14 protein-coding genes are annotated in these 13533 nt (G+C 29.7%); 6 read left to right on the top strand and 8 right to left on the bottom strand.

Features of this window, described 5'->3' with window-relative positions:
• Positions 1-3: 3 nt before the first annotated feature.
• On the bottom strand, positions 4-795 hold the full coding sequence (locus tag ACULEV_RS00530; RefSeq protein WP_445456739.1) for a DNA/RNA non-specific endonuclease: 792 nt from the start codon (positions 793-795) through the stop codon (positions 4-6).
• Between the two features lie 49 nt (positions 796-844).
• Between ACULEV_RS00530 and ACULEV_RS00525 the strand changes: the two genes are divergently transcribed.
• A complete protein-coding gene (locus ACULEV_RS00525) occupies positions 845-1360 on the top strand; it encodes a hypothetical protein (protein WP_445456738.1) in 516 nt (171 codons plus the stop codon).
• Positions 1361-1535: 175 nt separating this feature from the next.
• Here the strand turns inward: ACULEV_RS00525 and rpmA are convergent, their stop codons facing one another.
• Both rpmA and rplU read right to left on the bottom strand, forming a co-directional pair.
• Positions 1536-1796, bottom strand: a complete 261-nt coding sequence (gene rpmA, locus ACULEV_RS00520; protein ID WP_445456737.1) for a 50S ribosomal protein L27 — start codon at positions 1794-1796, stop codon at positions 1536-1538.
• 32 nt (positions 1797-1828) lie between these two features.
• Complete coding sequence (gene rplU / locus ACULEV_RS00515) at positions 1829-2491, bottom strand: 50S ribosomal protein L21 (RefSeq protein WP_445456736.1); 663 nt, start codon at positions 2489-2491, stop codon at positions 1829-1831.
• Between the two features lie 178 nt (positions 2492-2669).
• Here rplU and ACULEV_RS00510 point away from each other — a divergent pair, with 178 nt between their 5' ends.
• Complete coding sequence (locus ACULEV_RS00510) at positions 2670-3995, top strand: M16 family metallopeptidase (RefSeq protein WP_445456735.1); 1326 nt, start codon at positions 2670-2672, stop codon at positions 3993-3995.
• A gap of 8 nt (positions 3996-4003) precedes the next feature.
• Positions 4004-6058 (top strand): M16 family metallopeptidase, encoded by a 2055-nt coding sequence (locus ACULEV_RS00505; protein ID WP_445456734.1) that lies wholly within the window; start codon positions 4004-4006, stop codon positions 6056-6058.
• A 50-nt stretch (positions 6059-6108) separates the two neighbouring features.
• On the opposite strand, the gene ACULEV_RS00500 is transcribed toward ACULEV_RS00505, so the two are convergent.
• Positions 6109-6978, bottom strand: a complete 870-nt coding sequence (locus ACULEV_RS00500; protein ID WP_445456733.1) for a DMT family transporter — start codon at positions 6976-6978, stop codon at positions 6109-6111.
• Between the two features lie 111 nt (positions 6979-7089).
• Between ACULEV_RS00500 and ACULEV_RS00495 the strand changes: the two genes are divergently transcribed.
• Positions 7090-7599 carry a heavy-metal-associated domain-containing protein gene (locus ACULEV_RS00495; RefSeq protein ID WP_445456732.1) on the top strand — a complete coding sequence of 170 codons (510 nt, stop codon included), beginning with the start codon at positions 7090-7092 and terminating at the stop codon, positions 7597-7599.
• A 49-nt stretch (positions 7600-7648) separates the two neighbouring features.
• Here the strand turns inward: ACULEV_RS00495 and gldD are convergent, their stop codons facing one another.
• Genes gldD through mutY form a run of 4 tightly spaced genes read right to left on the bottom strand, consistent with a single transcriptional unit; the run spans position 7649 to position 11047 of the window.
• Positions 7649-8200, bottom strand: coding sequence for a gliding motility lipoprotein GldD (gene gldD, locus ACULEV_RS00490; RefSeq protein ID WP_445456731.1), 552 nt, complete (start codon positions 8198-8200; stop codon positions 7649-7651).
• 3 nt (positions 8201-8203) lie between these two features.
• The gene (locus ACULEV_RS00485; RefSeq protein ID WP_445456730.1) at positions 8204-9496 is read right to left on the bottom strand and encodes a gliding motility-associated protein GldE; all 1293 of its coding nucleotides are present in this window, start codon (positions 9494-9496) and stop codon (positions 8204-8206) included.
• Between the two features lie 24 nt (positions 9497-9520).
• Positions 9521-9970: a single-stranded DNA-binding protein gene (locus tag ACULEV_RS00480; protein ID WP_445456729.1), complete on the bottom strand. Its 450-nt coding sequence runs from the start codon at positions 9968-9970 to the stop codon at positions 9521-9523.
• A gap of 48 nt (positions 9971-10018) precedes the next feature.
• On the bottom strand, positions 10019-11047 hold the full coding sequence (mutY, locus tag ACULEV_RS00475; RefSeq protein ID WP_445456728.1) for an A/G-specific adenine glycosylase: 1029 nt from the start codon (positions 11045-11047) through the stop codon (positions 10019-10021).
• Between the two features lie 88 nt (positions 11048-11135).
• Here mutY and ACULEV_RS00470 point away from each other — a divergent pair, with 88 nt between their 5' ends.
• A complete protein-coding gene (locus ACULEV_RS00470) occupies positions 11136-11474 on the top strand; it encodes an HU family DNA-binding protein (RefSeq protein ID WP_255509229.1) in 339 nt (112 codons plus the stop codon).
• 253 nt (positions 11475-11727) lie between these two features.
• Positions 11728-13269: an Rne/Rng family ribonuclease gene (locus ACULEV_RS00465; RefSeq protein ID WP_445458568.1), complete on the top strand. Its 1542-nt coding sequence runs from the start codon at positions 11728-11730 to the stop codon at positions 13267-13269.
• The last annotated feature ends 264 nt before the right edge of the window (positions 13270-13533 follow it).

Genomic DNA, 13533 nt, shown 5'->3' with positions numbered 1-13533 from the left:
AAATTAAAAATCCCAATTATCATAATTTGTATCGGATTCTAATTTACTTTCTAAATCATCTTCAAGGGAAGGAAAAAAATCAACACCAGTCATCTTTTCTATTTCATCAACTGGCTTAATAAAACTATATAAAGGTTTTTTTGAATCTTGGTGAGGAAGTAAAAAACCAATCATTTTCTTATGATCTTTAGACAGTAAAACTTTATAAAAATATTTTGGAACAGCAACATTTTCAAAACCTATAGTTTCTAAATCATCTGTCAAAACTCCACCAGTAACAACATAAATACTTTCTTGCTTTTTTGCCCAATACCTTACTTTTTGTTCTAATCTATTCCAAATACCAGCATTAAAATCATATTTTTGAGGAGTAATATTTGAAGTCAAAAATGTTTCTTCATAATCTTTAAAATTTGACCTTCTATCTCCAGCAGGACACAAATGTCCTTTATTATAACCCGATTTCTTATAGTTTTTCCAATGTGCAGCTCCAGTTAGAATGTTATTGTCAATTTCAAAATATGGCCTTTTAAAATCCACCTCTTTTATATCTGAAGCTTTTAATATATAGGCAATCCACTCAGCTTGTTCATGTTCTTCTGAATAAGATAAAGTATAAGTTCTTTTTCTATAAACAGCACCAGTTGTATTAGAAGGTAGAAAATCAAACTCTCCTACTGAATTTACAACATCATTATTGATTATTTCTGGCAAAGTTTGCACTACTCCATTATCACGACAAGAAAACAAACCAACCAATAAGACTATTAAAATCGAAATCTTAACGTTATACATCTTTATTTACTTTTATCTATCTTTGTAAAGATAAAAGTAAATAAAATATATGAAAACTAAAATTACAGTATTATTGCTATTAATTCTTGGTTTACAATTCTCATTTGGACAAGAAATCGTAGATAGCATTTCGACAACAAAAGTAAAAACAGAAAAAGAACTAGAATTAGAAAAAAAGCAAATTAAAGAGGAAAGAGAACGTCTTAAAGCTGATGAAAAAGCTAAAAAAGAACTTGAAAAAAAGGAAAAAGATAAAGAAAAGGCAGAAAAAAAAAGAGAAAAAGCTGAGAAAGAAAGAGAAAAAGAATTAAAGCAGAATGAAAAAGCTAAAGAGAAAAGAAAAGATGCAAAAAAAGATATAAAGAAAAGGAAAGAAAGAATAGCAGATCAAAGAAAAGACATCGACAAGGAAAAGATGAAATTTGAAAAGAGTCAAATGAAAGGAAAATTAAGTCCTAACGATGAATTGAAATGGAAAGAAAAGATTCACAAAAAAGAAGAAAAGCTTCGCAAACAACAATTGGATTTAGAAAAAGCTGAAAAAAAAGCATCAAAACTGGATTAAAAAATACTTTCTAAAATAATACAAATAGATTTAGCTTTAAAAAGTTAAATCTATTTGTATTATATCTTACTTTTTAAAACATAAGATATTTTATAAAAAAAGCATAGAACTTAATATCTATAAAATAAAAAAACCAGCATAATGCTGGTTTTTAATTAATGACATATAAAAATTATTATGCTTCAAAAGGAACTATTGAAACGTAAGATTTATTATCTTTTTTCTTTTGAAATTTTACAACACCTTCAACTTTAGCATGTAAAGTATGATCTTTACCCATGTAAACATTTTCACCTGGATTGTGTTTAGAACCTCTTTGTCTAACAATGATGTTACCAGCAATTGCTGCCTGACCACCATAAATCTTAACGCCTAGACGTTTCGATTCTGATTCTCTACCATTCTTAGAACTACCGACACCTTTCTTGTGAGCCATGACGTTTTAAGTTTTATTAGTTAATATTATGATTAAACAGCTTTACCACCGTTTAATTCGTCTTGTAATTTTTGCAATTCATCCCATTTCCCATCAGCAGCTAATTGAGCTTGTTGTCCCCATGTTGTTGGGTCTAAATGAGAAAGTTTTGAAGTTGAAGCATCTAAAATCTCTTTTACAGATTCTGCACTAGCTTTAGCTAATTTTGCAAATGTATCGATTCCAGAAGCAACTAAAGCTTCAGCCGCTTTAGGACCAATTCCTTCGATTTTTTTCAAATCATCACCTTTTTTAGAAGCTTTTGCTTTTGGAGCAGCTTTTTCAGCAACAGGAGCATCAGCAACTTTTTCTGCTTTTGGAGCAGCTTTCTTCGGAGTACTTCCTGAAGCAACTATTCCTTCGATAATAATTTGAGTCAATGATTGTCTATGACCATTTTTCTTTTTGAATCCTTTTCTTCTTTTCTTTTTGAAAACGATTACTTTGTCACCTTTAAGGTGCTTTAAGATTTTTGCTTCAACAGAAGCTCCATCTATAGCTGGGGCGCCTAGAGTTACAGTACCATTATCGTCTAATAAAAGAACTTTGTCAAAAGAAATTTTATTTCCTTCTTCTTCTCCTAAACGGTGTACATAAACCTTTTGGTCTTTGCTTACTTTAAATTGTTGCCCTGCTATCTCTACGATTGCATACATACGAATATGAATTTAGTTAATTTTTCAAGTGTGCAAATATACAACAATTTATTATTCAAGCAACAAGTGTGAATATTTTTTTACCTTGTTAAGATATAAAACAATAATTTTTAATCAAAAATGTAACATAATTAGAAAATCCACGACTTATAGAAAAAAATAACTCAAATATTAACATATGAAAAAATCTTTAATGGCTTTGAGTACTGCGCTTCTTATAGGTGGATTAACTTATGCCCAAAAAGTAACATTTGATGAATATGATTTAGCAAACGGACTTCATGTTGTGCTTCATCAGGATAATTCTGCTCCAGTAGTTATTACATCTGTGATGTATCACGTTGGAGCTAAAGACGAACAACCTAACAGAACAGGTTTTGCTCACTTCTTTGAGCATTTATTATTTGAAGGAACTAAAAACATTGAACGTGGTGAGTGGTTTAAATTAGTAACTGCAAATGGAGGTAACAACAATGCAAATACTACGGATGACAGAACTTACTATTATGAAGTTTTCCCATCAAATAATTTAGAATTAGCTTTATGGATGGAATCAGAAAGATTAATGCATCCTGTAATTAACCAAATTGGAGTTGATACTCAAAATGAGGTTGTAAAAGAAGAAAAACGTTTAAGAGTTGACAATCAACCTTATGGAAACATCTTCAAAGCTGTAAAACAAAACATGTTTAAAGTACACCCATACCGTTGGACAACGATAGGAGAAATGGAACATTTAGACGCAGCTACACTAGAGGAATTTCAAGCTTTTAATAAAAAATTCTACATTCCAAACAATGCAGTTCTTGTAGTTGCTGGACAATTTGAAAAAGAAAATGCAAAAAAATGGATAGAGCAATATTTTGGTGCCATTAAAAAAGGACCAGCTATCGATCGTAAAACTTTTACAGAAGAACCAATTACTAAAGAATTTAGAACTACTTGGGAAGATCCAAATGTTCAATTACCAATGGTGTTGGCTACTTACAGAACTCCATCAATGAAAACCAGAGAAGCAAGAGTTTTAGATATGATTTCTTCCTATTTATCTGACGGAAAAAGTTCAAAACTGTATAAAAAAATAGTTGACGATAAAAAAATGGCTTTACAAGTAGGAGCTTTTAACAACAGTCAAGAAGATTATGGTATGTATTTAATATATGGTATACCAATGCAAGGAAAAACTTCAGATGATTTAATCAAAGAAATTGATGAAGAAATTGTAAAAGTTCAAACGGATTTAATTTCTGAAAAAGATTATGAAAAATTACAAAATAAATTTGAAAATCAATATGTAAATAGCAATGCAAGTGTAGAAGGAATAGCTAGTAACCTAGCTACTTATTACTTATTGTATGGTGATATTAATTTAATTAATACAGAAATTGACATTTATCGCTCGATTACTAGAGAGGAAATTAGAGATGTAGCTAAAAAATATTTAAATCCAAATCAACGAATGATTTTAGATTATATTCCTGCTAAAGATAAAACTCAAAACTAAAATTGAAGATGAAAAAAATACTATATATCGCAGCAAGTTTATTTCTAACAATAACAATGCAAGCACAAGATAGACCACAACCTAAATCAGGACCTGCTCCATCGATTAACATTAAAAAACCAGAAAGTTTTACACTAAAAAATGGTTTAAAAGTATTAATCGTTGAAAATCATAAATTACCTAGAGTTTCATATACTTTAACTATGGATAACACTCCATATGCAGAAGGAAACAAAAAAGGAGTTTCAGATATTTTAAGTGCTATGATAGGTAATGGAACTACTACCACTTCAAAAGACGCCTTTAATGAAGAAATAGATTTCCTAGGAGCTAATATTAATTTTTGGAGCGAAGGAGCATCTGCAAATGGTCTTTCAAGATATTCTAAAAGACTATTAGAATTAATGGCAGACGGAGCTTTGAATCCTATTTTTGTTCAAGAAGAATTTGATAAAGAAGTTTCTAAAGCTATTGAAGGATTAAAAGCAGATGAAAAAAGTGTTACCTCTATTGCAAATAGAGTTGAAGGGGCTTTAACTTATGGAAAAAATCATTATAATGGTGAGTTCACAACAGAAGAGACACTTAAAAATATTACTTTAGACGATGTTAAATTAAACTATAACACTTATTTCGTTCCAGGTAATGCTTATTTAGTTATCGTTGGAGATGTTAACATAAAAGAAACTAAAAAAGAAGTTGAAAAACTATTTGGGAAATGGAAAAAAGCTACTGCTCCTGCATTAGCATATTCAGATCCAGTAGATGTTCAATACAGTCAAATTAATTTTATTGATGTTCCTAATGCAGTTCAATCTGAAATTTCTGTAGTTAATCTTTCTAAATTAAAAATGACAGATAAAGACTATTTCGCTACTATTTTGGCTAACCAAATTCTTGGTGGAGGTGGTGAAGGAAGATTATTTTTAAACTTACGTGAAGCTCATGGTTGGACGTATGGTTCTTACTCTAACATAGGATCAGGAAAATATATAAATAAATTCCGTTCTGGTGCAGCTGTAAGAAATGCAGTTACAGATAGTGCTGTAGTTGAGATTTTTAACGAATTAAAAAGAATTAGAACCGATTTAGTTTCTGCTGAAGAACTAAAAAATGCGAAAGCAAAATACGTGGGTAACTTTGTAATGCAAATTGAAAAACCAGCAACAGTTGCTCGTTATGCATTAAATAAAGAGACACAAGGTCTTCCAGATGATTTTTACGAAAATTACATCAAAAACATTAATGCAGTTACAGCTGAAGACATTAGAAATGCAGCTCAAAAATACTTTTTAGCTGACAATTCTAGAGTTGTAATTGTTGGTAAAGCTTCAGAAGTATTACCTGCTTTAGAAGCAATGAGTAAAAGAGAAAAATTGCCTATTTTTTATTTTGATAAATTTGGTAACAAAGCTGAAAAACCAGTTATTAAAAAAGAGATTCCTGCTGGTGTAACAGCTCAATCAGTAATTAAAAAGCATATTGAAGCTATTGGAGGAGAAAAAGCTTTAAATGGAGTAAAATCTATTGTAACTATTTCAAGTGGTACTGTTCAAGGTACACCCTTAGAACTTGTTGTAAAAAGCACTTCGAGCAACAAAATGGCAATGGAAATGAAAGCTATGGGCATGACCATGATGAAACAAGTTATTAATGAAAAAGGAGCTTATATGGTTCAACAAGGACAAAGAAAAGATATTACTGGTGATGACTTAAAAGAAATGCAAGAATCTGCAGGAACATTTAAAGAATTAAATCTTTTAAATAATAAAGATTTAGTTTTATCTGGAATTGAAGCTATAAATGGAGAAGATGCTTATGCAATTCAAAATGGCAAAACAACTTATTTTTACGATGTAAAATCAGGATTAAAAGTTGGTGAAGCAAGAGAACTAGAACAAGCTGGTCAAAAAATGACTCAAACAACCTATTTCCAAGATTATAAAGATGTAAAAGGAATTAAATTCCCTTACAAAACAATCTTAAATGTAGGAATGGAAATTGAGTTAACAACTTCTGAAGTAAAAATCAATGAAGGAGTTACTGATGTAGATTTTGAATAATTAAATTCTATAATTTCATAGTAAAGCTCTCAATTTCTTGAGAGCTTTTTTTATTTCCTGCTCGAAAAATAAACTCCAAGTAAAACAATACTAGCGCCTATTATTTGTAAAATATTCAAACTTTCTTTCATAAAAAAGTAACCCAAAAAGATAGCCACAACAGGAATAATATAAGTAACTGAAGCTGCAAAAACAGGAGAAGACAATTGGATTAATTTAAAAAATAAAATATTTGATAGACCTGTTCCTACAATTCCTAAAATGGCAATATAACCTAAAGAAGTAATTACTTTTCCTTGAGAAGCAATTTCAAAAAAATCAGAAAAATAAAGCACTAATAATGCTGGAATAAACATGATAATAAAATTCCCAGTACTTATAGTTAAAGGTTTCAAATCAGATAAATACTTCTTAATTAAATTCACATTTATACCATAAAACAAAGAAGCCAACAATATTAATAAAGCATAATAATAATTTTCTGTTGTATTATCTCCATCACCAAATAAAACTAATAACAAACAGCCTAAAAATCCTATTATCACTCCAAAAACTTGTCTTCTTTGAACACTAGTTCCAAAAAACAAAAGACCTACAACTAAAGTATTCAAAGGCGTTAATGAATTTAAAATAGAACTAACCGAACCATCTATTTTAGATAAAGCCAAAGCAAATAAATAAACAGGCAGAAAAGTTCCAAATAAAGAAGTAAGGGCTATATACTTCCATTTATATAAAGGAATTTTTGGAATTTCTTTAAATCCAATGACTATTAAAAACAAACCTGCAAATAATATTCTTAGACTACCCATTTGAACAGAATTTACTCCTTTTAAACCAAGTTGCATTAAAATAAAAGAACTTCCCCAAACACAGCCTAAAAAGGCCAATAAATACCATTTTGTATTATTATTTTCCATAAAAAAAGTTTATCACCTCAAAATTCACATTTTATTTTAACTTAACCATTCTTTTTTTATATAAATTTGTATTAATTAACACAATAACTTTTTTATAAAATAATCATAGATATGAAGAATCTTAAATTAATAACCCTATTTGCATTTACTGCAATTTTATTTATGAGCTGCAAGAAAGAAAATACTAACACAGAAGCAGCAAACAACACTAAAGAAATAGCTCCTGAAAACCTTGCAACTGCATCCTTTACAATAGACGGAATGACCTGTCCAGATGGTTGTGCTAAAGTAATCGAAAATAAACTTGCTGGATTAAACGGTGTTAGTGAAGCTAAAGTTGACTTTGAAAACAAAAAAGCAACAATAACCTTTGACAACGAAAAACAAACTCCTGAAGCTTTAGCAGAAATAGTAGAAAAAGTTGGTGGAGGTGAACTTTACAAAGTATCTGATGTAAAATCATCAACTGACAAAGCTTATTATAACGGAAAAGACAAGAAGAAAAAGAAAAAATCTAAAAAAGGTAAAGAAGAAGCTTCAACTGAGAAAAACAGTGAAAAGAAATCTTGTTGTGCAGGAAAATCATCTTGTGGTGAGAAAAAAGAAGCTGGAACTTTATAGTTTCTAATATATGAGAAATAAAAAAGAACGAATTTTCATTCGTTCTTTTTTATTTCCATTCTATAGTTTCCATTATTTTTCGGATATCATTTTTCACATAACTAGCCGCTGGAAGTATAGAATCATAATTAGGCTTTGCATAAAAATATAAACTTCCTACAACAAAATTCTTTGTACTATCTGTTACATAAAATTGTGCATTTGTAGCTGCATTACCTCCTACTTCATAAAACATCCCATATACCTTTTTATCTTTATTTACAAAAGGTTGTTCCAAAATATCATCAGCTTTAATAACATGGTCGTAAGTTAGCTTTTGCGCATCTCTTAATAAGTCTTCAATATTATTATCCACTGGCTTATAAGTAAGATATATGGTTGCTTTCATCTTTGGATAATGTAATTCAAACGAACACACATCTTTAGATTTTACTTTCACAACATCATTTATATCAAAAGAATAGGAACAACTTCCTTTAAGCAAACCATAAGTTGGCTCAAGATATTCTAAACGTAATTGTCCTTTTGGCTTTGGAACAGTATCTTCTCCACATGAAGCAAATAAAAGAGACAATATTACTGTAAAAACTATATGTTTCATTTTTTAATTTATCGTAATTTTTATTTGTTTAATTCTGCGATTATCTACATTCTCAACAGTAAACAGATAAGTGTTAAAAGAAATTTTCTGGTTCTTTTTAGGAAAATTTCCAGATATTTCAAGCAGAAAACCAGCTAATGTTTCGGCTTCGCCTTTTTTATCTTCAAAATCAGAACCATTAACATCTATAATTCTATAAAAATCTTTAAGACTTATTTTTCCTTCAAAAAGATAATTCTTATCATCAATCTGAGAGTAGATAATGTTTTCATCATCAAACTCATCACTTATATCACCCACAATTTCCTCTAAAATATCTTCTAAAGAAACCAAACCTGAAGTTCCACCATATTCATCTACTACAATAGCTAAATGATTTTTCATGCCTTGAAACTCTTTTAATAAATTATCTAGCTTCTTATTTTCAGGAATAAAAAAAGGCTCTCTTATAAGTGATTGCCATTCGAAATTCTTTTCGTCTATATAAGGAATTAAATCTTTAATAAACAAAACGCCTTCAATCTGATCGATATTTTCATCATAAACAGGAATTCTAGAATACCCTTTCTCTACAATTTTTATCATTATTTCAGAAAAAGTTTCTTCTTTATCTAAGGCAAATATATCAATTCTAGGACTCATTACTTGCCTTACTTCTGTGTTACCAAAAGTCACAATTCCTTCTAATATTTTTTGCTCTTCTTGAGTAGTTTCTGAATAATTAGTCAACTCTAAAGCTTGAGATAATTGGTCTACAGAGAAACTAGTCCTTTGAACACTAAATTTCTTTTCGACATATAAAATTATATTTCGCATTGGAATAGTAATAGGAGTAAGAACTTTGTCTAAAATTGAAATTGGCAAAAAAACCTTTTTAGCAAAATTAATATTGTTTCTATTCGCGTAAATTTTTGGCAAAACCTCTCCAAACAACAAGATTAAAAAGGTAACTACAACTACTTCTAATACAAATCGTATAAGATTTGAACTTATCGAATTAAAGAGTTTTTCGCTAATTGATGAAAATAAGATTACAACAGCAATATTTATAAAGTTATTTGCAACTAATATAGTAGCTAATAATTTTTTAGGTTTTTCTAGTAAATGACTAATAATATTGCCTTTATTTTCATCTTCTTCCTTTAAATCATCAAGGTCTTTTTGAGAGAGAGAGAAAAGAGCTACTTCAGAACCAGAAATAAATGCCGAACAAAAAAGCAGAAAAAAAACCGCTATTAATGCTATTAGTAGCTCAAAATCAATAGTATTTATAAAACTGGAAGGATCTGGATCCAATGTAATTATCGTATTAATTAAACATTAAAATGGTAAATCATCATTATGAGAACCATCATTTGTGCTGTCAAAATTAGTGTTTTTTGGTGACTCAGAAACATCGGTTTTAAAATTTTGTTTAGTTGCCTCAGAATCTTTTTTGGTAGTTAGAAAAGTAAATTCAGTTACTTGAATCTCTGTAGTATATTTTGTACTACCGTCCTCAGCTTGCCATTGACGTGATTTTATTCTTCCTTCAATATAAATCTTATCTCCTTTTGAAAGATATTTTTCACAAATTTCAGCTGCTTTATTTCTAACTACTATATTATGCCATTCTGTAGACGTAATTTTTTCACCAGTTGTTTTGTTAATGTAAACCTCGTTTGTTGCTAATGGAAACCTCCCTATACAATTTCCTCCTTCAAAATAATGCATTTTTATCTCATCTCCTAAGTGACCTATTAAAAGTACTTTGTTTAAAGTTCCATTCATGGCGTATATTAATTTTATAAATCAAATATAGTGTTTTTTTTGAAATTTTTATAAATAATTTGAAGCTATAAAGTTATGAATAACGATAGGAAAAGGTAATTTTACTACTTCTTCAATTGACAAGGCGTTTTCAATTTTATGATTAAGTTTTAATTCAAAAAAATGAATATGCAAATGTTGATGAGATAATTTGTGAACCAATTCTTTTTCGTTTTTTAAAATAATTTCTTTGGGATTAAATTTTATTTGAATTTCTTCAACAATTTCTTCTAGATTCTTTTTTTGAAGATTTTCGAGTAAAGTAAATTCATATAAATTAAACCATATTCCTTTATCTTCTCTTTTTAATACAACAAAATCATCATTACTATCTCTTATAATTAAGTAATTAAAATATCGATTTGTAACTTTTGTTTTCTTAGATTTAACGGGTAATTCGTCGATACATTTTTTTTCAAGAGCAAAACAACTATCATTAAAAACACAAGTAGAACAATCTGGACTTTTAGGCACACATTGAAGCGCACCAAACTCCATAATAGCTTGATTAAATATTGCAGGATTACTTTCTGGCAATAATTCTTGTGCTACTTGTTGAAACTCTTTTTTAGTATTTGTAATAGCAATATCAGAAGTAATTCCAAAAACTCTTGAAAGCACTCGAAAAACATTCCCATCAACAACAGCAATTGGCTCATTATATGAAAAAGATGCTATAGCTGCTGCAGTATATTCACCCACACCTTTTAATGAAAGTAAATCTTTATATGTTAAAGGAAACACTCCTTTTAATTCATTTACAACATATTTAGCAGTAGTATGTAAATTTCTGGCTCTAGAATAATATCCAAGTCCTTGCCACAATTTTAGCACTTGCTCTTCGTTTGCTGAAGCTAAGTCAAAAACCGTTGGAAAATGACTTAAAAAAGCTTCATAATAAGGTTTCCCTTGCGCTACTCTCGTTTGTTGCAATATAATTTCTGATAACCAAATTTGATAAGGATCATTGGTTTGTCTCCAAGGCAAATTTCGTTTATTTTGTAAATACCAATCAATTAAGGTTTTAGAAAAATTCATTTTTTTATATTGGGCAACAAAAATAAAAATATTAAGGCTTAAAAATTAATTAATTATGATTGATTTATTATTTTTTTAATTCATATATTTGCAAACTCAAAAAAAGAACATAAAAATATTAATACGAAAGAAAATGACGAAAGCAGACATTGTAGCTAAAATTTCTGAAAAACTAGGTCTTGAAAAATCTGATGTTCAAGCAACTGTAGAGACTTTTATGGAAGAAGTAAAAAACTCATTAGAAACAGGTGATAATGTATATTTAAGAGGTTTCGGAAGCTTCATTATTAAAACAAGAGCTGAAAAAACTGGAAGAAACATTTCAAAAAACACAACGATTAAAATTCCTGCTCACAATATTCCAGCATTTAAGCCTGCTAAAGTGTTTGTTGAGAGTGTAAAAACGAAAACTGAAATAGCAGTATAAATCATTTATTAATCTAAACCAACAACGTTATGCCAAGTGGTAAAAAGAGAAAAAGACATAAGGTAGCGACTCACAAACGTAAAAAGAGAGCGAGAGCTAACCGTCACAAAAAGAAAAAGTAGTTTAAACTACTTTTTCTTTTTTTAAAGTTCTTTGAAATTAATCAGTTAATTACTGATTATCGGGTAAAAATACCTGTAAAATATTGTTTAATCCATCTGTTCGCCTAGGCGAATGGATAAAAATGTACAGCGTGAACAAAGAGTTAATTATTAGATCAGGTTCAGATGCAGTAGATTTTGCCTTATTAAAAGATGGAAAACTAATTGAATTACACAAAGAAGAAGAAAAAGGAACAAATTTTAGTGTTGGTGATATATTTATTGCCAAAATAAGAAAACCAGTTGCTGGTTTAAATGCAGCTTTTGTTAACTTAGGTTATGAAAAAGATGCTTTTTTACACTATCATGATTTAGGTCCTAACCTTCCTTCTTTGATGAAATTTATTAAACTTGTAAGCGCAGGTAAACTAAAAGATTATTCACTCAAAAATTTTCCTTTTGAATCTGAAATCAATAAAGATGGAGTTATTACTGATATTCTCAGTGCCAATCAATCGGTTTTAGTACAAGTAGTTAAAGAGCCCATTTCTACAAAAGGTCCCAGAATAAGTTCTGAGATTTCATTAGCAGGAAGATATGTCGTTTTAGTCCCTTTTTCAGACAGAGTGTCAATTTCACAAAAAATTGACTCTAAAGAAGAGAAAGATAGATTAAAAAGATTGGTTCAATCTATTCGACCAAAAGGTTTTGGGGTTATTGTGAGAACAGTAGCCGAAGGCAAAAAAGTAGCAGAACTAGACAAAGACCTACAACTTTTATTAGAAAGATGGTCAGCCATGAGTAAAAGGCTACAAAATGCACATCATCCCTCTAAAGTATTAGGCGAACTTAACAAAGCTTCTTCTATATTAAGAGATGTCTTTAATGATACTTTTACAAGTATTCATATAGATGATGAAGAATTATACATTCAAACGAAGGACTATTTGCAAGAAATAGCTCCTGATAAAGTGTCTATCGTAAAACACTATCAATCAAAAGATCTTCCTCTATTTGAGAAATATCATATTGAAAGACAAATTAAAACTTCCTTTGGAAAAACAGTTTCCATGAGTAAAGGAGCTTATCTAATTATTGAACATACAGAAGCATTACACGTAATAGATGTAAACAGTGGAAATCGTTCAAACAAGGCATTAAGCCAAGAAGATACTGCTTTAGAAGTAAACATGATTGCTGCTGCTGAAATAGCAAGACAATTGCGTTTGCGCGATATGGGAGGAATTATAGTTATCGATTTTATTGATATGCAAAATGCAGACAATAGAAAGCAACTATATGATTTCTTAAGAGAAGAAATGAGTGACGATAAGGCCAAGCATAAAATCTTGCCTCCTAGCAAATTTGGATTAATTCAAATTACTAGACAAAGAGTTAGACCAGAAGTTAATATTAAAACTAGAGAAGAAGACCCTAACGAAAATGGGGAAATTGAAGCTCCTATTTTAATTATTGATAAAATAACGGCTGACCTAGAAAGAATTATCAAAGTCCATAAAAAAGTTGTTTTAAACGCACATCCTTTTGTGGCAGCATACCTTGAAAAAGGTTTTCCATCAATACGTTCAAAATGGTTTTTTGAACATAAAAAATGGGTGAAAATTATACCTCGTGACGCTTACACGTATCTTGAATATCATTTCTTTGATAAACAAGGAAACCAAATTAAATAACAAAAACCGCCTTTCAAAAAGTGATTGGCGGTTTTTTTATATACCTGAAGCCCACTGGGCTTCCTCCTCTTAATATCAAATCTCGTGACGCTTACACGTATCTTGAATATCATTTCTTTGATAAACAAGGAAACCAAATCAAATAACAAAAACCACCTTTCAAAAAGTGATTGGCGGTTTTTTTTATATACCTGAAGCCCACTGGGCTTCCTCCTCTTAATATCAAATCTCGTGACGCTTACACGTATCTTGAATATCATTTCT

The organism is Flavobacterium sp. HNIBRBA15423 (genome assembly GCF_052655965.1).
The sequence above is the reverse complement of the archived record's forward strand: the minus strand, read 5'-3'. Positions and strand labels throughout refer to the sequence as shown.

Excerpts from the sequence above, each read along its gene's own strand:
- ACULEV_RS00525 (WP_445456738.1), top strand. The coding sequence starts at position 845 with ATGAAAACTAAAATTACAGTATTATTGCTATTAATTCTTGGTTTACAA.
- rpmA (WP_445456737.1), bottom strand. The coding sequence starts at position 1,796 with ATGGCTCACAAGAAAGGTGTCGGTAGTTCTAAGAATGGTAGAGAATCA.
- ACULEV_RS00530 (WP_445456739.1), bottom strand. The coding sequence starts at position 795 with ATGTATAACGTTAAGATTTCGATTTTAATAGTCTTATTGGTTGGTTTG.
- ACULEV_RS00505 (WP_445456734.1), top strand. The coding sequence starts at position 4,004 with ATGAAAAAAATACTATATATCGCAGCAAGTTTATTTCTAACAATAACA.
- ACULEV_RS00510 (WP_445456735.1), top strand. The coding sequence starts at position 2,670 with ATGAAAAAATCTTTAATGGCTTTGAGTACTGCGCTTCTTATAGGTGGA.
- ACULEV_RS00495 (WP_445456732.1), top strand. The coding sequence starts at position 7,090 with ATGAAGAATCTTAAATTAATAACCCTATTTGCATTTACTGCAATTTTA.
- ACULEV_RS00480 (WP_445456729.1), bottom strand. The coding sequence starts at position 9,970 with ATGAATGGAACTTTAAACAAAGTACTTTTAATAGGTCACTTAGGAGAT.
- mutY (WP_445456728.1), bottom strand. The coding sequence starts at position 11,047 with ATGAATTTTTCTAAAACCTTAATTGATTGGTATTTACAAAATAAACGA.
- ACULEV_RS00500 (WP_445456733.1), bottom strand. The coding sequence starts at position 6,978 with ATGGAAAATAATAATACAAAATGGTATTTATTGGCCTTTTTAGGCTGT.
- gldD (WP_445456731.1), bottom strand. The coding sequence starts at position 8,200 with ATGAAACATATAGTTTTTACAGTAATATTGTCTCTTTTATTTGCTTCA.
- rplU (WP_445456736.1), bottom strand. The coding sequence starts at position 2,491 with ATGTATGCAATCGTAGAGATAGCAGGGCAACAATTTAAAGTAAGCAAA.